16 protein-coding genes are annotated in these 17,921 nt (G+C 72.6%); 7 read left to right on the top strand and 9 right to left on the bottom strand.

The annotated features are described in order from the left end of the window. Positions 1-4: 4 nt before the first annotated feature. Positions 5-1,441, bottom strand: a complete 1,437-nt coding sequence (locus IT780_RS29865) for an LVIVD repeat-containing protein (RefSeq protein WP_199515139.1) — start codon at positions 1,439-1,441, stop codon at positions 5-7. A 130-nt stretch (positions 1,442-1,571) separates the two neighbouring features. On the opposite strand from IT780_RS29865, the gene IT780_RS29860 reads away from it, so the two are divergent. The 4 genes from IT780_RS29860 (at position 1,572) to IT780_RS29845 (ending at position 4,716) form a co-directional block, all read left to right on the top strand. After that, positions 1,572-2,243 carry a DUF305 domain-containing protein gene (locus IT780_RS29860; protein ID WP_199515138.1) on the top strand — a complete coding sequence of 224 codons (672 nt, stop codon included), beginning with the start codon at positions 1,572-1,574 and terminating at the stop codon, positions 2,241-2,243. An 84-nt stretch (positions 2,244-2,327) separates the two neighbouring features. Next, positions 2,328-2,720, top strand: coding sequence for a hypothetical protein (locus IT780_RS29855; RefSeq protein ID WP_199515137.1), 393 nt, complete (start codon positions 2,328-2,330; stop codon positions 2,718-2,720). 83 nt (positions 2,721-2,803) lie between these two features. Continuing rightward, positions 2,804-3,811 (top strand): hypothetical protein, encoded by a 1,008-nt coding sequence (locus IT780_RS29850; RefSeq protein ID WP_199515136.1) that lies wholly within the window; start codon positions 2,804-2,806, stop codon positions 3,809-3,811. A 5-nt stretch (positions 3,812-3,816) separates the two neighbouring features. Beyond that, positions 3,817-4,716, top strand: coding sequence for an ATP-grasp domain-containing protein (locus IT780_RS29845; RefSeq protein ID WP_199515135.1), 900 nt, complete (start codon positions 3,817-3,819; stop codon positions 4,714-4,716). 10 nt (positions 4,717-4,726) lie between these two features. Here the strand turns inward: IT780_RS29845 and IT780_RS29840 are convergent, their stop codons facing one another. Then, a complete protein-coding gene (locus IT780_RS29840; protein WP_199515134.1) occupies positions 4,727-5,461 on the bottom strand; it encodes an SDR family oxidoreductase in 735 nt (244 codons plus the stop codon). A gap of 110 nt (positions 5,462-5,571) precedes the next feature. Here IT780_RS29840 and IT780_RS29835 point away from each other — a divergent pair, with 110 nt between their 5' ends. Further along, positions 5,572-6,246 carry a TetR/AcrR family transcriptional regulator gene (locus IT780_RS29835; RefSeq protein WP_199515133.1) on the top strand — a complete coding sequence of 225 codons (675 nt, stop codon included), beginning with the start codon at positions 5,572-5,574 and terminating at the stop codon, positions 6,244-6,246. On the opposite strand, the gene IT780_RS29830 is transcribed toward IT780_RS29835, so the two are convergent. The 5 genes from IT780_RS29830 to IT780_RS29810 form a co-directional block, all read right to left on the bottom strand. Next, positions 6,243-7,394, bottom strand: coding sequence for a Gfo/Idh/MocA family protein (locus IT780_RS29830; protein WP_199515132.1), 1,152 nt, complete (start codon positions 7,392-7,394; stop codon positions 6,243-6,245). The genes IT780_RS29835 and IT780_RS29830 overlap by 4 nt on opposite strands. A 60-nt stretch (positions 7,395-7,454) precedes the next feature. After that, entirely contained in the window at positions 7,455-9,440 is a 1,986-nt protein-coding gene (locus IT780_RS29825) for a glycosyl hydrolase family 28-related protein (RefSeq protein WP_199515131.1), read from the bottom strand. Between the two features lie 74 nt (positions 9,441-9,514). Next, positions 9,515-10,498 carry a zinc-binding alcohol dehydrogenase family protein gene (locus IT780_RS29820; protein ID WP_233413732.1) on the bottom strand — a complete coding sequence of 328 codons (984 nt, stop codon included), beginning with the start codon at positions 10,496-10,498 and terminating at the stop codon, positions 9,515-9,517. A 120-nt stretch (positions 10,499-10,618) separates the two neighbouring features. Continuing rightward, on the bottom strand, positions 10,619-11,518 hold the full coding sequence (locus IT780_RS29815) for an LLM class flavin-dependent oxidoreductase (RefSeq protein ID WP_199515130.1): 900 nt from the start codon (positions 11,516-11,518) through the stop codon (positions 10,619-10,621). Continuing rightward, entirely contained in the window at positions 11,515-13,713 is a 2,199-nt protein-coding gene (locus tag IT780_RS29810; RefSeq protein WP_199515129.1) for an LLM class flavin-dependent oxidoreductase, read from the bottom strand. Before IT780_RS29810 ends, IT780_RS29815 begins: the two co-directional genes overlap by 4 nt. Before the next feature lie 83 nt (positions 13,714-13,796). On the opposite strand from IT780_RS29810, the gene IT780_RS29805 reads away from it, so the two are divergent. Further along, a complete protein-coding gene (locus IT780_RS29805) occupies positions 13,797-14,243 on the top strand; it encodes a MarR family winged helix-turn-helix transcriptional regulator (protein ID WP_199515128.1) in 447 nt (148 codons plus the stop codon). A 9-nt stretch (positions 14,244-14,252) separates the two neighbouring features. Continuing rightward, positions 14,253-14,822, top strand: coding sequence for an NADPH-dependent FMN reductase (locus IT780_RS29800; RefSeq protein WP_199515127.1), 570 nt, complete (start codon positions 14,253-14,255; stop codon positions 14,820-14,822). A gap of 164 nt (positions 14,823-14,986) precedes the next feature. On the opposite strand, the gene IT780_RS29795 is transcribed toward IT780_RS29800, so the two are convergent. Together IT780_RS29795 and IT780_RS29790 are read right to left on the bottom strand one after the other, a co-directional pair. After that, complete coding sequence (locus IT780_RS29795) at positions 14,987-16,354, bottom strand: GGDEF domain-containing protein (protein ID WP_233413731.1); 1,368 nt, start codon at positions 16,352-16,354, stop codon at positions 14,987-14,989. Positions 16,355-16,711: 357 nt separating this feature from the next. Next, the gene (locus tag IT780_RS29790; RefSeq protein WP_199515125.1) at positions 16,712-17,743 is read right to left on the bottom strand and encodes a hypothetical protein; all 1,032 of its coding nucleotides are present in this window, start codon (positions 17,741-17,743) and stop codon (positions 16,712-16,714) included. Positions 17,744-17,921: the final 178 nt, after the last annotated feature.

Below are 17,921 nucleotides of genomic sequence, written 5' to 3'. Positions count from 1 at the left end.
GGGTCTACCAGGTGCGGTAGTCGTCCTGCGTCTGTGCGTTGAACAGGTCCGTACGGGCCCGGCGCGCCGGGTTGGTCCGCAGGTCCTTCAGCTCCAGCACGTCGACACCCTTGGCGATGTCGTTGGAGTAGATGAAGCCGTTGTACCAGTACGCCGACCAGGAGCCGCCGAGCACGAACTGGGTGGCCGAGATCGGGCCGCGCTCCCAGTACGCGAGCTCCTTCGGGCTGCGCGAGTCGGTGAAGTCCCAGACCGACACGCCACCCTGGTACCAGGCCTGCACCATGATGTCGCGGCCCGGCACCGGGATCAGCGAGCCGTTGTGCGCGACGCAGTTCTCGGTCTCGGTGTTGGTCCGCGGGATCTTGAAGTAGCTGCGGAACTCCAGCTTGCGGTTGCTGCCGCGGCCCACGATGTCGTAGATCGCGTCGGCGCCGCGGTTCGGGCCGATCTCCGGGTTGCAGGTGGCCATGCCGCCGCCGCCCAGCTCGTCGGTGAAGACCACCTTGGTGGCCTTGTTGTTGAACGTGGCGGAGTGCCAGAAGGCGAAGTTCTCGGTGTCGCGCACCGTGGTGATCACCTTCGGCGCCGACCGGACCGAGATGTCGAACAGCACGCCGTCGCCCATGCAGGCGCCCGCCGCGAGGTCCTTCTCCGGGTACGCCGTGATGTCGTGGCAGCCGGTCGTGGCCGACTTGCCCTCGCCGCCCTCGTACCCGCCGTCGGGGAACAGGACCGGCGTGGCGACGACCGCGGCGGAGGCCGGGGCGGACAGCGGCACCCGGACGATGGAGATCTTGTCGTGCGGCAGCGCGCAGTTCGGCTGGTCGGCCGCGGCCAGGTTGTACGACGACACGTACAGGTAGACGGAGTTGTCGCCCGCCTTGCCCGGCACCAGCGTCTGCGTGTGCGACCCGCAGTCGGTCTTGACCGACTTGACGTACTTCGGGGTCAGCGGGTCGCTGATGTCGAAGACCTTGATGCCTTCCCAGCGGTCGCCGGGTGCGGCGTTGGTGGACGCGGCGTTGTCGCACGAGTCGTTCGTACGCTGCGAGTCGGTGCCCAGGAACAGCAGGTTCCCGCTAATCGACACGTCGTTCTGCGAACCCGGGCAGAGCACCTGGGCCGCGACCGCCGGCGCCTTCGGGTTGCTGATGTCGTACACGGTGAACCCGTTGTAGTTGCCACCGAACGCGTACGTGCCCTTGAAGGCCCAGTCCGTGTTCGTCGAGGTGGCGAACGGTCCCGTCTTCGGCAGGTACGCGACCTGGTTGAGGTTCGGCGTGCTCGCGACCTCGTCGACGCCGGGCGGGGTGCCCGGGTCAGCCGGGGCCTGCGCCAGACCGCTGGACGGCGCGGCCAGCAGCCCGGCGACGACGGTCGCGGCGCTCAGACAGGCCAGGCGCTTGAGCTGCCGCCCTCGTGGGGCAGAGTGCTTCATGAAGCTCCTTCCGGCTTTCCACACACCGAGGGGCAGATTGTTGTCACGGTCGGTGCGCATTCACCATCGTCGCTACAGTAGTGGCCGGACGCCGGGCCGGGAAGCGTGTGACGTCGATGGAATGGAAGCGATGAGTCGCCAAAGGACAGTCGCGCTGGTCGCAGCCGCCGTGGCCGTGCTGGGCGCGGGCGGCGCCGCGCTCGCGGCCCGCTCGGGTGACGACCGGTCGGCGGCGGCGCCGCGGGCCACGGTCAGCTCGGGGCCGCCGCAGCGGGTCGTGCTGCCGGGGCGTCCGGGCGATCCGGCCACCGTGACGGACTCCGACAAGGTCCGCGCGCCCGACGGGTCGACGTACAACGCCGTCGACACGGCGTTCGTGCAGATGATGATCGTCCACCACGGGCAGGCCGTGGAGATGGCGAAGCTCGCGCCCGAGCGGGCCGCCGACACCCGGCTGCGGGCCCTGGCGCAGCGCATCGGCGCCGCGCAGACCCCGGAGATCACCTGGATGCAGGGGTGGCTGCGGGACCGCCGGCAGCCCGCTAGCGACCCCGCGCACGATCACCGGACGATGCCCGGCATGCAGAGCGACGCCGACCTCGGCGCGCTGGCCGGCCTGCGCGGCGCCGACTTCGACCGCAGATTCGTCGCCATGATGGCCGACCACCACCGTGGGGCGATCAAGATGGCCGGTGACGTGCTGGCCGGCGGCACCGACCAGCAGCTCTACGAGTTCGCCAACGAGATGGCCGTCGAGCAGGGCAGCGAGATCCGCCGCATGCAGCAGCTCGGAATCGGCTGAGCGGCCGCTCACAGCTATTGCATCGATCACGATCCCCCGTCGGGGAGATGCGCGAGGCTGACGTTCCTGGATAGGTTGTCCCGTGTGGATGTGAGGGGTGTGCTGCGGCGTGCGCGGCTGTCGCTCGTCGCCTCCCTGTTCCTCGCCGCCCTGCTGGGTGGCCCGGTCACCGCAGCCACGGCCGCCGAGCCGTTCGCTGCCCCCGGCACCGCGACGGCCGTCACCTCGATCGCCGGCACGCCGCTGGCCGATCTCATGGCCGCCGCCCCGACCGGTGATCTTCCCGTCGCCACCCCGGCTGTGGACCGGCTCGCCACCGTGGCGATCGACGCCGCCGCCGCACCGGGCACGGCCGCCGACCTGCTCGTGGTGGCGCTGCTGCTCGCCGCGTTCGCCGTCCGCCCTCGCGCCACCCGCCTGACCAGCCAGATCCGCGCCGCCGTCGCCGGCCCGCGGGCGCCACCCGCCGCCGCCTGACGGCACCCGGCAGGGCCCCCGTCCGCGCAAACGCGATCGGGGTTGGTCGATTACTGGCGCTCATCGGTGGAAAAGGAACGGACATGGAATTCGCTCTCGAGTTTCTGGCGGTCAACAGCGGCCGGGTGGTCGTCATCTGGCTCGCGCTCATCGTGCTGGCCGTCGTCGCGCTCGGCGGCCTGGCGCTGCCGAACGGCGTACGGCGTCCCCGGCAGATCACCGCGTGGCTGGCCGAGTCCGCCGCGCAGAAGCGGGCGGAGAACGAGCGCCGGGCCGCCGAGGTCCAGGAGATGATCCGGTACGCGGACGAGGTCGCCGTGGCCGCGCGAGGGGCCGCCGCGACCGCCGAGCGCCGCCGCGACGAATGCCAGCAGGCCCAGGCGGCCGTCGAGCGCGCGTGGCAGGCGTGGCAGGACGCAGACGCCGCCCTCGAGCGCGCCCGCCGCGCCGCCGCATACGAGGTCCCCGCCACCGAGCCGGCCACGGCGGACGACACCGACCGGGTGCAGGCGCTGCGGCGTGCGGCTCAGGCCGCGTACCGGCGTGGTGACCTCTCCGACGGCCAGCTGCTGGACGCGCTGACCCACCGCAACGGATGGGACCCGACGCTGCACCCGGTGGAGCAGGAGCTCGTGCTGGCCCGGGCGGCCGTGAGCCACCGCTTCACCGCGTACCAGCAGGCCCTGGACGCCGAGGACGCCGCCTGGCAGGCGGCCGACGTCGCGACCGCGGCCGTCCGGACCCTGCGCCAGGAGGCGACCGCCGCGATGGTGGTGGCCGACACGGCGCGGCAGGCGCTGCCCGAGCCGGCCCGCGCGATCCTGGACCGCGCCGGAGGCGAGACCATCGTGGTCAGCACGCCGGCGCCGGCCCACGCCGGGTTCGACGGTCTGGGCCTCGGCGACGGGGACGCCGCCGTCACCCAGCCGGTCATGGCCTCGGCCGAGACGACCCAGCCGGTCATGGTCTCCGCGGAGACCACCCAGGCCGTCGCGACCCAGGAGGTACGCCCCGCGCGCGGCTCGCGGCGCGAGGTGCCGGCCTGGGCCCAGCCGACCGCCGGGCGTCCGCAGGTCGCGGGGGTGCGCTGACGCCCATGCGGATCGCCCTGGTCACCTCGCACGGCTTCCCGGAGCCGCACTGGCACGACGCGGACACGCCGCTGGTGGCCCGGGAGCTGACCGCGCGCGGCGCCACCGCGGACGTGGTGACCTGGGACGGCGGCCGCCGGGTGGAGTGGGCCGGGTACGACGCGGTGGTGCTGCAGTCGCCGTGGAGCATGTGGACCCGGCTGCCCCAGTTCGACGAGTGGCTGTGGTCGCGGGAGCTCGACGGCACCCGCCTGCTCAACCCCATCGACGCGGTCGCGCTGGGCTCCAACAAGCGCTACCTGCTGCACCTCGGCACGGCGGGGATTCCCATCGTGCCGACCACGCTCGTCGACGGCGATCCCGATCCGGTGGTGCTGCGGGACCTCTTCCCGCCGCCGGAGACGCCGCGTCCCACCGTCGTGGCGAAACCCATCGCGGGCGGCGGCACGCTGGGCGCCCGCGAGTTCCGGGTGGACCAGCTGGGCGCGCTGGCCACGTACGTCCGCGAGCTCGGCACCGCGATCGTCCAGCCGTACGTGTCGGCCATCGACACCCACCGGGAGCTGGCCGTGCTGACGCTCGACGGGGCGATCTCGCACGCGGTGACCAAGGCGGCGATCCTGCGGCCGGGCGAGGCGACCCGGCCGTTCCACCCCGACCCGCGGCCGTACGCGGGCTTCACCGCCCAGCAGGAACGGGTGATCCGGCAGACGTACGCGGAGCTGCGCCGGCTGCTGACCAACGAGCCGCTGTCGGTGCGCCTCGACTTCATCGTCGACCCTGCGTCACCGTCGGGGCTGCTCCTGCTCGAGGTGGAGATGGTCGCCCCGGTGAAGTTCTTCCCGCTCTTCCCGCAGGAGTGCGGCCACTACGCCGAAGCGATCCTCGCCCGCGCCGCCATCTGAGCGGCCCGCGTCAGGCGGCGCCGCCGTTGACGAAGATCGTCTGGCCGTTGATCCAGCGGGCCGGCCCGGCCAGCGACGACACGACCTCGGCGATGTCCTCCGGCCGCCCCAGCCGCTGCATCGGGTTCTGCCCGGCGATCTGCTGGATCAGCTCGTCGCTCTTGCCGTCGAGGAAGAGCGCGGTGGCGGTCGGGCCCGGCGCGACCGCGTTGACGGTGATGTCGCGGCCCCGCAGCTCCTTGGCGAGGATCGGGCTGATCGCCTCGACCGCGCCCTTGCTGGCCGCGTACGCCGCGTAGGCCGGGAGGTGCAGGCGGGTGACCGAGGTGGAGAAGTTGATGATCGCCCCGCCCGCGCGGACCCGCCGGGCGGCCTCCCGGCTCACCACGAACGCGCCGCGGATGTTGGTGCGGTGCATGCGGTCGAGGTCGTCGAGGTCGAGCTCGGCGAGGGGCGACAGGATCATGATGCCGGCCGCGTTGACGACCACGTCGACGCCGCCGTACCGCTGCTCGGCGATGTCGAAGAGGGTCTCGACGTCGGCGGGCTCGGCGATGTCCGCGCGGACCGCCACCGCGCGGCCGCTCTCCTTCTCGATGACCGCGACGGCCGCCTCGGCCTCGGCCTGGTTGCCCGCGTATCCGACGACGACCGCCTGGCCGTCGGCGCCGAGCCGCTCGGCGACGGCCCGGCCGATGCCCCGGGACCCACCGGTGACCACGGCGACGCGCTGGTTGTCCGACATGCTGCACTCCTCGATCCGGTCCGGATGTTTACGTCGCTAACAGTGCCACGTTATCGTCGCTATCGTCAAGTCGCTAACACGCTTCTGTTATCGTCGTTACCATGGAGGGCATGAGGAGCAGCCGGGAGCGGATCGTCGAGGCGGCCGCGGCGCTGCTCACCGCGGGCGGCCGGGAGGCCGTGTCGACCCGGGCCGTCAGCGCCGCCGCGAACGTGCAGGCGCCGACGATCTATCGGCTGTTCGGTGACAAGCAGGGGCTGCTCGACGCCGTGGCGAGCCACGGGTTCGAGACGTACCTGCGCAGCAAGACGGCGCTGGAGAGGACCGACGATCCGGTCGAGGACCTGCGCCGCGGCTGGGACCTGCACGTCGGCTTCGGCCTGGAGAACCCGGCGTACTACGCGTTGATCTACGGGGAGCCGCGCGCGGGTGTCGAGTCGCCCGCCGCCCGCGAGGCCTCGATCATTCTCGCCGATCAGGTACGCCGCATCGCCGAGGCCGGCCGCCTACGGGTCAGCGAGGAGCGGGCCGCGCACCTCATCCACTCGGCGGGCGCCGGCATCACGTTCGAGCTGATCGGGCTGCCGCCGGAGCGCCGCGACCCGGAGCTGTCCCGGCTGGCCCGCGAGTCGGTCATCGCAGCTGTCACCACGGAGAAGCCCGCGGGCGCCGGCGGCGTGGCGAGCAGCGCGGTGACCCTGCGAGCGGCGCTGCCGGGCCTGGACGTGCTCTCCCCCGGCGAGAAGAGCCTGCTCGCGGAGTGGCTGGACCGGATGACGCGCTAGAGCGTCACCCAGGCGCCGGAGCGCACCGAGGCGGCCATCGCGTCGAGGGCGACGGCACTGCGGACGGCGTCGTCGAGGGTGGGGCCGTACGCCTTGCCCTCCGCGATCGAGCGCAGGAAGTGCCAGGCCTCGATCACCTTGAGGTCGTCGTACCCCATCGCGGTGCCGGCGCCGGGCTGGAAGGCCGCGCACTCACCCGCGCCCGGTCCGACCTGGACGGTCTGCGTCGGCTGGTCCTGGTAGTCGCCGGCCGCGCTGACCCGGAGCTCCCCCATGCGCCGGAAGTCCCAGGCGACCGCGCCACGGGTGCCGTGCACCTCGAAGCCGTACGCGTTCTGGTCGCCCACCGCCACCCGGCTGGCCTCGAGCACGACCCGCGCGCCGGAGGCCATCCGCAGCTGGGCCGACACGTAGTCCTCGTTCTCGACCCGGCCGAGCTCGCCGCCCGCGGCCCGGGTGTGCCCGGCGGTGGCACCGGCCGGCCGCGCCCGCTGCGGCAGAAACACGGCGGTGTCGGCGATCAGCGAGCCGATGTCGCCGAGCAGGTGCCGGACCAGGTCGACGCCGTGCGAGGCCAGGTCGCCCAGGACGCCGCTGCCGCCGCGGGCCCGCTCGAAGCGCCAGCTCAACGCGCCGTCGGGATGGGCCGCGTAGTCGCTGAACAGGCGGAACGCGGCATGGGTGACCGCGCCGATCTCGCCCGCGGCGATGAGCTCCCGCGCGGCGGCCACCGCGGGCGCGTGGCGGTAGTTGAAGCCCACGGTGGCCTGCACCCCGGACTCCTGCGCGGCCTGCGCGACGGCCCGGGCGTCCTCGGCGGTGAGGCCCACCGGCTTCTCGATCCAGAGGTGCTTGCCGGCGCGGGTCAGCGCCACGCCCATCTCGCGGTGCAGGAAGTTGGGCGCGGTGACGCTGACCGCGTGGACGTCCGGGTCGGCGAGCAGCTCACGCCAGTCCCGGGTGGCCGTGGCGAAGCCGTACTGGTCGGCGGCCTCCTCGGCGCGGCCCGGCACCTCGTCGGCGGCGGCGATCAGCTCCGGGCGTACCCCCAGGTCCGGGAAGTGGTGCAGGACCCGCAGGTAGGCCCGGGTGTGCACCCGGCCCATCCACCCGAAACCGGCGACCGCGACGCCCAGCGTTTGCCTCATCGCCGCAGCGTAAGAGCACGACGGGCAGGCAGCATAGGCTGCCTGCCCGTCAAAAACACCTCACCAGGTGGTCGGTGGTGGCGGCGGGACGACCGGCGGGCGGTCGTTGCACGTGATCACATTCGGAAGGTACGGCGCCAGCCATCCACCGTCATTTCCACCGAGATCCGTCAGGGCGAATTCCGAGCCGGCCGGGGTGAAGTGGAAGGAACCGCAGTTGTTCACGCCGACCGCGCCGACGTGGCGAGCGTTGACGTTCTCGAAGGACGCGGATCCGGCGGCGCGGGCGCTGACCACGGAGGTCCCCGTACCGTCGACCCTGATGTCCTTGAAGGACACCCCGCTGATCGAGTACTGGTCCTTCACCGGCCAGTCGCTGACCAGCATGATCGCGTTGTACGTGCTGTCGAGGTAGTGGTCGCCGGTGACCCGGATGTCGGCGTCGATGCTCCGGTCGAGGGCGAAGAACCAGATCGCCCCGAGCCCGATGTTCCAGTTCAGCTCGTACGTTCCCGCCCGTACGACGGCATTGTCCTTGATCGTCAGCGTGCCGGTGAACGGCTCGGCGCCGAACCGCGAGCCGGCGTGGATGCCGCTGCCCTCGCGGACCGGGTCGGCGATCAGGTTGGCGGAGACGGTGTTGCCCTCACCGCCGTAGATCGCGATGCCGTTGGCGAGCGTGGGGCTCTGCACGGTGTTGTGGTCGAACGTGTTGCGCGCGTCCGTGGTCTTCTCCGACCACATGGCCAGGCCGTCGTCGCCGGTGTTGCGGATGACGTTGTCCCGCACGACCGAGTTCGTGACCCCGGTGTGGAAGTTGAGCCCGTCCGCGATCTGGTCGACGATCACGTTCCCGGTGACCCGCAGGTTCGTCATCGGCCCGTCGAACCACATGCCGACCTTGGTGTGCCGGATGTGCAGCCCCTCGATCGTCGAGTCGCTGAGCGCCCCGCCGATGCCGTTGACCTGGTCGGTGTCGATGCGCTCGCGGACGTCACCCTCGATCGCGAAGCCGCGCAGATGCACGTTGCGGCTGCCGCCCTCGGCCGCCGGCCTGCCGTAGAAGCCGACGCCGGTGTGGACCGAGCCGTCGGGCGCGGGCTCGTCGAGCGCCACCTCGTGACCCCTGACCTTCGTGTACCAGCTCCCGGCCCCGACGATCGTCACGTCGTCCACGATGATGTGCCGGTCGACCTGGTACGTGCCCGGCGGCAGGTAGACCTTGAGCCGGGCCTTGCGCGCGAACGCGATCGCCCGGTCGATGGCCGCCGCCGAGTCCCGGCGGCCCGTGGGGTCGGCGCCGAAGAGCAACACGTTCGCGGCCACGGCCTCGACGTGCGGGGCGCCGACGAGCTCCGAGTCGAGCAGGTCGACGACGGTCCACGGGGCCGCCGCGGAAGCGGTCAGCCGGACCCGGTCGCCGGCCCGGTACGTGCGCCCGAGCAGGAGCCGCCGCTCGTCGTAGAAGTGCATGGGCCGGAACGGCTTCGTGATCACCGGCGTGGGGGTCGTCGCCGACGGGACGCAGCCGCACTCGGTGATCCACCAGTCCGGGTGCAGCAGGTCCGCGCCGGGGTCGTTCGTGAACGGGTACTGGTTGTAGAGGTACGCGTACTGCGAGGTGAGCGTCATCGTGCGGCGGCCGTGACCGTTGACGGTGACGGCCAGCGGCGCGGTGATGCCGCCACCCGTAGGAGCGTCCGGCAGCGCGTACCGGACGGTGATCGCGTTGGCCGCCGCGGGCAGCGTGAACTCGACGTACTGGCCCGGGGTGAGCCGGACGGCCCGCCGCCCGGACGCCTCGGCGGGCAGGGTGTAGGCGGCGCGGTCGGGGCCGATGACCTGGCCGGTGAAGCGGGCGCTCTCCGCCTCCTGCTCGAGGAGGCCGACGCGTGCGCCGCGGCCGGCGGTGAGGGCCGGGTCGAGGCCGGCCCGGGTGACGGGGACGGTGGGCGCGGCCTGGGCGGGACCGCCGGGGATGAGGACGGGTGACAGCCCGGTCAGGGCCGCCACCGCGACGGCGGCCCACCTCGTGCTCAGAGACATGCCGTGACTCTAGGTTCATTGTGATGAAACCCACAAGGCATAGTCGCGTAATTTCGTCGTCCTGTTGTCTTCTTTCAGAGCACCACGACGAGCTTTCCGGCGGCGCGGTTCGCCTCCATGTCGGCGTGGGCCTGAGCGATCTCATCCAGCCGGTACGTGCGGTCCAGCGGCACGACCGCCTCTCCCCTGGCCACGGCGTCGAGAAACTCCTGTAGCACCTCGGCCGGCAGGTCGTCCGCGTCGCCGCCGTACGCGGTCAGCCGTACGCCGCGCGGCAGGTAACCGATCGGATAGAAGTCCTTCACGATCCACTCGTTGGACAGGATCCCGGAGAAGCAGACGACCCCGTGCCGGCGTACGGCGCGCAGCGTGTCGGGCAGAGCCGGGACGCCGACGAGTTCCAAGGCGTTGTCCACACCGTCCGGGACGACGGCGCGCACCTTGTCTGCCACCTCGCCGTCGTCGATGAGCACGTGGTCGACGCCGATGCGCTCCAACGCCGCCGCCTTGGCCGGATTGCGGGTGGTCGACAGGACCGTGATGCCCTGCCGCTTGGCGAGAACGGCGGCGGTCATGCCCACCGACGACGTGCCGCCGCGGATGAGCAGGGTCTGTCCCGGCTGCACGCCGAGGCCGTCGGTCAGCGAGCCGTACGCCGTCTGCAGCGTCTCGGGCACCGCCCCCAGCACGGCCCAGCCCAGGTCACTCCGGAACGGGATCACCTGCCGGGCGGGTACGCACGTGTACTGCGCGTACCCGCCGTCGAAGGTGCGGCCCATCCCGCCCATCATCGCCATCACCTGCTGCCCGGGCTCGTACTCGCCGCCCGGCGCGGCGGCCACCACCCCGGCCGCCTCGATGCCCGGCACGCGCGGGAACGTGACGCCCTCGGCGAGGCCGAGCCGGGTGTGCAGCTCGGACCGGTTGAGCCCGAACGCCTTCACCCGGATCAGCACCTCGCCGGGGCGCGGCACCGGGACGGGCAGCGTCCGCACCCGCAACGCCTCGGGCGGACCGGGCGCGTCCAGCACGACTGCTTCCATGAAAGTATCTTCCATGGAAGCTAATTTACTCGAAGAACTTGAGACTCCAACCGGTGTTCGTGGTGGCGCCCGGCACACTGGTCGCTCCAGCTGCCGTTCGCGGAGTACACGATGTGCAGCTGGCAGAGATGACTGTCAATACGTGCGTTCCTCGGCGACAAGCTGCCGGGTCGCCGGGGCCACCTCGGCGGCGAAGCGCTCGATCGTCGGCGCGTCGTCGGCGGCCAGGATGAAGGCACTGACGCCGTACTCGAGGGCGAGGCCGGCGAGGTCCTCGGCCCACTGCTCGGCCGGCCCGTCCAGGAACGCCCGGCCCGTGGGTGCGAAGCGGCCCCCGATGTTGAGCAGCCGGCGGACCGCCCGCGGATCCCGGCCCGCGGCCCCGGCCGCCTCGTCGATGTGCCGGTTGATGCCGGCCAGGTCCTCGGCGCCGCCCGGCAGATAGCCGAGCGACGGCAACACCCCGTCGGCCGCCCGCCCGACCAGCGCCAGCATCCGCGGCTTGTACGCGCCCACCCAGATGTTGATGTCGTGCGCCGGAGCCGGGCCGCGCTTCGCCCCCACCACCTGGTAGTACTCGCCGCGTACCTGGACCGGGCCGGGCCGGTCCACGGCCCAGACCTGCCGGATCACCTCGATGCCCTCCTCGAGAGCCGCCACCGACTCGCCCGGGCTCAGCCGGCGCCCGCCCATGGCCACGATCGGGTCCCAGAAGCCGCCCGCGCCGATGCCCAGCTCCACCCGGCCGCCGCTGAGCACGTCCAGGCTCGCCAGGCTGCGGGCCAGCGGCGCGGGCGGACGCAACGGCAGGTTCAGCACGTTGCCGCTGAGGTGGATCCGCTCGGTCCGGGCGGCCGCGTACGACAGCAGCGTCCAGGTGTCGTGGAACCGCGGCTGGTACGGGTGGTCCTGGAACGTGGCCAGGTCCAGGCCGGCCCGGTCCGCCACGACGGCCAGCTCGACCGCCTGGTGCGCGGGCTGCGCCGTGGGCGTGATGAAGGCGCCGAACTGCAGGTCGTGCCCGTAGTCAGTCATCGCTGTCCCCCTCGCGGGTCGATGGTGAAGTTGTCGCGGAGCAGGTGATGCGGGTCGTAGCGCCGCTTCAGCTCGCGCAGCCGGGCCAGCGTGGCGGGCGGGAACGCGTCGGTCAGGCGGTCGGGGCTCCGGTCCGTCTCGAAGCTCAAGTACATGCCGTCGAAATACCCGTACAGGTCGCGCCAGACGGCGTCCACGCGGCGCGGATCCGAGCCCATCGCGACCACCGAGAAGTTGGCCGAGCGGTGGGCGTACGCGGTGGCATCGGCGGGGACGTCCGAGACCGCGCCGCCGACCGTACGGATCTGGAACCAGTGCACCGCGCCGCTCGCGAGCATCCGGGCGGCGGCTGCGGCGAACTCCGGCGTGAGGTGCTCGATCAGCCCGGAACGGGCCACCGGATCCCCCTGGGCCCGGTGGTACCCCTCGGCCGCGTTCGCCATGATTCCCGCGTACGGCAGCAGCACGACGTTCTGGTCGTACAGCGGCCCGACCGCGGCCAGGGGCTGCAGCCGGTCGATGATCGTGTCCGGCTGGTCGGCGTCGACGACGGCCATGACCTGGGCGAACGATGGCTGCCCCGGGCGTCGCGGACCCAGGATGAGCTGCCCGCTGACATCACGCGGCGCGGCCTCGATCGCCTGCCCCCATGCCACGAGCAGCGCCGCCGGATCCTCCGCGCCCACCACGAACTGCGCGAAGCCCACGTCGCCGACCTCGTCCACCTCGAAATCGAACGAGGTGACCACGCCGAAATTCGCCCCGGCGCCGCGCACCGCCCAGAACAGGTCCGCGTGCTCGTCCGCCGAGGCCCGGACGACCGTACCGTCCGCCAGCACCATCTCGACCGCCCGCAGGTGGTCGATCGTCAACCCGTGCTCGCGGGCCAGCCACCCGACCCCACCGGCGGTGGCCAGCCCGCCGACGCCGACGCCGCCGTAGTCACCCGAGCTCAGCGCCCAGCCGTACGGCGCCAGAGCTGCCGCCACATCGCCCCAGCGAGCACCGGGCCCGATCCGGACCAGGCGCTTCGCCTCGTCGAGCACCTCGATGCCGTTCAGGGCCGCCACGCTCACCACGATGCCGCCGTCGTTGGTGGACCGTCCGCTGATCCCGTGGCCGGCGCTGCGCAGTCCGAACGGCACGCCGGGATGCGCCCGTACGAACCCCAGCGCGTCGACGACCTCGGCGGTGGTACGCGGCCGCAGCACCAGCCCGGGCGCTCCTCCCCGCAGGTACGTGTTCCGTACGCGCGCGTACTCGACATCGCCCGGCTCCACCGCGGTCTCGGCCAGCGACGCCGGCACCCGGTCGTAGTCGATGCCCGCGCGGCGCTTCGCCCGTACCGCCGCACTCCTGCCGGGGACGGTCCCGGCCGTCTTCCCGACGGCCTCCCGCAGCGCGGGGATGGCGTCCTTCACAAAGCGGCGCAGCACTGTGGGGTCGGTGGAGCGGACGAGGAGCGTGCCCGCGCCTTCCTCGACGATCAGGGGAAGCAGATCGTCGGTGGACACCCCAGGGTCGATGATCAGGGTGCGCCGGATCTCGGCGGGGTCCCGCCCGGCCGCGCGGGCCGCCTCGTCGATCACCTTGTTCGCCGCCGCCACCCCGTCCGGTCCCAGCACCGCCAGCTCCGCGACCCAGCCGTCGGCCGTCCGTCCGGCGATCTGCAGCAAGCTGTGGGCGTACCCGGAGATCTGGATGGGGATGCGGTGGGCCGGCAGCGGGCCGCGCTGCATCCGGGGGATGCGGTAGTGCTCGCCCCGGTAGGTGAGCGGGCGCGGGTCGTCCGCGTCGAGAACGCCTCGGATGATCTCTATGGCCTCCGCCTCGCCTTTCGCCTCGGCGCGCTCGCCTGTCGTCAGGGTGAGGTCGACGCGGCCGGCGGAGAGCAGGTCCAGGGCCGCCGCGGACCGGGCCAGCATCGCCGGGTCGCGTGGTGGCACCGACGTGTGCGCCGCCAGCTGGACCCGGCCGGTCCGCGCGGCTACCCAGCTCAGCAGGGTCCACGCGTCGAGCCCGTCCGGATCCTCCGCGATCGCGACGACGTCGTAGCCGAGCTCCTCGGCGAGCCGCGCCCGCTCCACGCTGTCCCCCGCCCGGGCGGCGTCCGGGTCGAGCAGCACACCGTCGCCCGGCCGGGCGGCGTCCGGGTCGAGCAGCACGCCGAACGTCAGCTGATGCCCGTAGGTCATCGGTCGCCTCCTCGCGGGTTGATACATCAACCGTTGATACATCAACCGGCGGCCGATCCGCAAACGGACGTAATATTCGTCGCGTGACCGCGACCGCCGACGTCTCCGCCGCCTGGCAGGCGTACCAGCGCATGCGCCTGCAGCTGAACGGCCGGATCAACCGCGAACTGTCCCGGTCGACGGGCCTGTCGGAGGCCGATTTCGACATCCTGTTCCTGCTCGAGCAGTCGCAGGAGGGCACCATGCGCTCCATCGCCCTGCGCTGCGGCCTCGAGTGGGAGAAGTCACGCCTGTCCCACCAGCTGCGCCGGATGGCACAGCGCGGTCTGATCACCAAGGCCGCCGGCGCGGTCATCGAGCTCACCGACCGCGGTCGCGAGCAGATCGCAGCCGCCCGGGCCTGCCACGAGGCGGCCGTCCGGCGCTACTTCGGCGACGTGCTCACCCCCGACCAACTGGCCACGCTGACCGCCATCTCCGACCGGGTCGTGTCGCGGCTCACGCAGGATCGGGAGCACTCCGGGCAGTAGGTTCAGATCATGCCCAATCTGCACGTCATCGTGGCCAGCACGCGCCCCGGCCGGGTCGGCCTCCCCGTCGCCACCTGGGTCGCCCGGGCCGCCACCGAGCACGGCGCCTTCGACGTCGAGCTGATCGACCTCGCCGACCACGCGCTCCCCCTGATGGACGAGCCCAACCACCCCCGCCTGCGGCAGTACACCCACGACCACACGAAGCGCTGGAGCGCCACCGTCGACCGCGCGGACGCCTTCGTGATCGTCCACCCGGAGTACAACTACAGCTTCAACGCGGCCATCAAGAACGCCATCGACTACCTGCACCAGGAGTGGGCGGACAAGCCCGTCGGCTTCGTCAGCTACGGCGGCATCTCCGGCGGCCTGCGCGCCACCCAGGCCCTGAAGCAGGTGGTCACGACGCTGCGCATGGTGCCGATCGTGGAGGCGGTGCCGATCCCGCTCGTCGGCCAGTACCTCAACGACGACGGCGAGTTCGTACCGAGTGAGCCGATCGCGGCCGGCGCGGCGCCGATGTTCAACGAGCTGTTCCGGCTGCATCAGGCCTTGGCGCCGCTGCGGAAGCGGGACTGATCCGCCGCGGCCCTCTTCCAGCGCGCGGCCGGTTCCACCGCGCCGGCGCCGCCCCGTCGGGTTCTTCCGCATAGCTGCCGCTGGTCCGCCGCGGCCCTTCGCTGGGCCGCTGCGGCCCTTTGCCGGGCCGCTGCGGCTCCGGGCCGCCCTCGCCGGGTCGCTTCTCAGCTCAGGACGTACCGGCCGCGGCCCAGCCGTTTCGCCTCGTACATCGCGGCGTCGGCGACCCTCAGCAGGCCCTCGTCGGCCCGGGACGTGCGGGTAGCCACGCCGATGCTCGCGCCGACCGTCAGGTACCGGCCCTCGAACGGCACGGGCCATGCCACGTCGGAGATCAGCCGCTCGGCGAGGCGGGCCGCCTCCTCGGCGGTGACACCGGGGCAGAGCAGCACGAACTCGTCGCCGCCGAGCCGGGCCACCAGGTCCTGCTCGCGTACCGCCTGCGACAACCGGCCGGCGACGGTCCGCAGAACCGCGTCGCCGGCGGCGTGCCCGTACCGGTCGTTGATCTCCTTGAAGCCGTCGAGATCCAGGTAGAGCACGGCGACGGGAGCGTCCGGCGCGGGCACCGCCCGGGCCAGCCGGTCACCCAGCACGGACCGGTTCGCCAGCCCGGTCAGCGGGTCACACAGAGCCTGATAGGCGAGCTGCGCCTGCGCCCGTTCCTGCTCCCGGACCGCTGCCGCGAACCGTACGATCACCAGCAGCGCACACGCCGCCGAGGCCACGACCGCGGTCACCTTGTCGTCGGAGATGAGCGTCAGCAGCGGGGCGGTCATCAGCGCCACGGCCAGGAAGAAGATCCGGCCTGGGTGCAACGTACCGGCCGCGACGCCGGGATTGGTCAACTCGTTCCGGGCCGGATGCAGCCCGGCCGCGACGACCAGCGCGTTCCCCAGGATCACGGCCGCCCCGAGCCGCCCGTAGACATCCTCCGGCAGGAACAGCGGCAGCACGTTCCAGCCCAGATCCATGGCGAGGAACCACACCGCCCCGGCAAGCACCAGCCGCGTCGGCGCCGTACGCCGCCCCGGCGACAACGCGACCACCAGCGCCCCGCTGAGCAGCACCACGTCGGCGAACGGGTACAGCAGAGGCACCGCCGACTGGGCGACGCTGAACCCCTCGGCGAGCGGCTTCATGATGAACTGCCAGCTCACCGCGCCCGCCGCGACGGTCAGCGTGAGCGCATCAACAACGGCACCGCGCAACCGGCCCGGCGCCCGCCGCCGCGCCATCAAGGCCAGGGAAGAAGCCAGCAGCGGATAACCGCCGAGCCAGAACGCATCCGCCAGCCCCACCGCCGGCGTGCCGCCGAAGACGTGCACCTCGAACAGCTCCCAGGCGTCGCCCCCGAACCAGAGGGTCACGCAGAGGGCGACAAGCACCCAGGGCAACCGCTCACCCCGCCGGTGCAGCTTGAAGGCCGCCCACCAGGCCAGCACACACAGGACGGTGTAGGCGACGACATGCAGGACCTCACCGGCGGGCGAGAAATAGAAGTACGCCTCCACCGCGGTGACAAGGGCCATCACCAGCACAAACAGTCGTACGCCAGTCCGGGCCACGCCGGGCCATCGACCCACATGGGGCCTACTTGAGCTGATGTGGCGCGTGTTACCAGACCCCGTCGTCGCCTCGTCCGGGATCAGCAGCCGGCGCAGGCCCACCGGGTGGTGGGGCCGGCGCGGCCACTTCCGCGGCGCAGGCCCACCGGGTGGTGGGACCGGGCGCGGCCACTCCCGCGGCGCAGGCCCGCCGGGTGGTGGGACCGGGCGCGGCCACTCCCGCGGCGCAGGCCCGCCGGGTGGTGGGGCCGGGCGCGGCCACTCCCGGAAGGCCCGCTCCCAGCCGGGCGTACGGAGGCCGCCCCGAGTCGGGTGCCCTGGTCAGGGAGCGCGCCGGGCCAGCCAAGCGCGGTCTGCGCCGATCAGCAGGAGCGCATCGTCGCTGCCGGCGACCGCGATTGGACCGGCCGGCACAGCGAGCTCAGCCCACGAGCCGCCGTCGGATGAGCTCCACACCCGGTCCGCCGAAGCCACCAGGCTGCCGGCCGCAACTGTCAACGACCGCACCCCCGTCGGCGTAGCCCGACCGAAGCCGCCGGCCGAGCCCTCACCGCCGGTTTGCGTCCGACCGCCGCTCGACTCGCTGCCGCTCCATTCACTGCCCCTCGACTCGCCGCCGCCGAGGGCCGGCCATTTGCCGCCGACGCGTTGCCAGGCGGCGAAGGCATCCCCTCTCTGCCCGACCGCGATCAGATCCCCGCGGAACGTGGTGAGCCGCTGCAGCTCAACAGCCTCGACCGACGACCGCGCCCACCTCCTGCCGTCAGCCGACTCCCAGACCGCGCCCCCGGCCCCCTGCCCCGAGGCCGGCGCGGCCGCCCCGATCAGGACATACCGGCCGTCGAGCACCGCGCCGTCGCGCGCCAGCGCCCCCTTCTCACCCACCTCGTACCGGACGAAGCGGGTGCCGTCCCGCGACAGCCAAGCCGCCGGCCCGCTGGTCCGGTTCCCGGCGATCAGGAATCCGCCGGGCCCACCGGCGATCCGCCCGACGTCCACCGCCTCGTCGCCCCCGTACAGCTCGAACGGCGCCGGCACCTCGGCGAGCGCCCCGTCCGGCCGCTGGTACCACGTGCTCGTCCGAGGGTTGCCGTGCGCGCCACCGCTCTGCGCACCGATCGCGGCAACCCGGCCGTTGGCGCACGCCACCGAGTACAGGACGTTCCGCGGCCCGTAGAAGCTTCCCGGATGCGGCACGATCGTCACGCTGTGCCAGGTACGCCCGTCCGCACTGTCCCAGGCAGCCGGGCGAGGATCACCGCCCGCCGCCTGCAGGGCGCCGACCACCCACCAGCGCTTCCCGCACCGCACGGCGTCGCGCAGCACCTTCGGCGCGGCGGCGGGCAGCGTCACCTCCACGAACCTCGTGGTGCCGTCGCGGTCGGGACCGGGAACGAGGCCCGTGCTGCCGTCGCCGTTAGGACCGGGAACGAGGCCCGTGCTGCCGTCGCCGTTAGGACCGGGAACGAGGCCCGTGCTGCCGTCGCGGGTGGGACTGGGCGCCGGTGGCGTGGCACCAGATCCCGTGCAC

Source organism: Nucisporomicrobium flavum (assembly GCF_016464385.1).
In the GTDB taxonomy this organism is placed as follows: Bacteria; Actinomycetota; Actinomycetes; order Mycobacteriales; family Micromonosporaceae; genus Actinoplanes; species Actinoplanes flavus_A.
Note: the sequence above shows the minus strand (reverse complement) of the source record. Positions and strands in the feature narration are given on the sequence as shown.

What these genes read in the sequence shown, in the direction of transcription:
- IT780_RS29865 (WP_199515139.1), bottom strand. Translation starts at nt 1,441, where the DNA reads ATGAAGCACTCTGCCCCACGAGGGCGGCAGCTCAAGCGCCTGGCCTGT.
- IT780_RS29860 (WP_199515138.1), top strand. Translation starts at nt 1,572, where the DNA reads ATGAGTCGCCAAAGGACAGTCGCGCTGGTCGCAGCCGCCGTGGCCGTG.
- IT780_RS29850 (WP_199515136.1), top strand. Translation starts at nt 2,804, where the DNA reads ATGGAATTCGCTCTCGAGTTTCTGGCGGTCAACAGCGGCCGGGTGGTC.
- IT780_RS29845 (WP_199515135.1), top strand. Translation starts at nt 3,817, where the DNA reads ATGCGGATCGCCCTGGTCACCTCGCACGGCTTCCCGGAGCCGCACTGG.
- IT780_RS29840 (WP_199515134.1), bottom strand. Translation starts at nt 5,461, where the DNA reads ATGTCGGACAACCAGCGCGTCGCCGTGGTCACCGGTGGGTCCCGGGGC.
- IT780_RS29835 (WP_199515133.1), top strand. Translation starts at nt 5,572, where the DNA reads ATGAGGAGCAGCCGGGAGCGGATCGTCGAGGCGGCCGCGGCGCTGCTC.
- IT780_RS29830 (WP_199515132.1), bottom strand. Translation starts at nt 7,394, where the DNA reads ATGAGGCAAACGCTGGGCGTCGCGGTCGCCGGTTTCGGGTGGATGGGC.
- IT780_RS29825 (WP_199515131.1), bottom strand. Translation starts at nt 9,440, where the DNA reads ATGTCTCTGAGCACGAGGTGGGCCGCCGTCGCGGTGGCGGCCCTGACC.
- IT780_RS29820 (WP_233413732.1), bottom strand. Translation starts at nt 10,498, where the DNA reads ATGGAAGATACTTTCATGGAAGCAGTCGTGCTGGACGCGCCCGGTCCG.
- IT780_RS29815 (WP_199515130.1), bottom strand. Translation starts at nt 11,518, where the DNA reads ATGACTGACTACGGGCACGACCTGCAGTTCGGCGCCTTCATCACGCCC.
- IT780_RS29810 (WP_199515129.1), bottom strand. Translation starts at nt 13,713, where the DNA reads ATGACCTACGGGCATCAGCTGACGTTCGGCGTGCTGCTCGACCCGGAC.
- IT780_RS29800 (WP_199515127.1), top strand. Translation starts at nt 14,253, where the DNA reads ATGCCCAATCTGCACGTCATCGTGGCCAGCACGCGCCCCGGCCGGGTC.
- IT780_RS29795 (WP_233413731.1), bottom strand. Translation starts at nt 16,354, where the DNA reads ATGGCCCTTGTCACCGCGGTGGAGGCGTACTTCTATTTCTCGCCCGCC.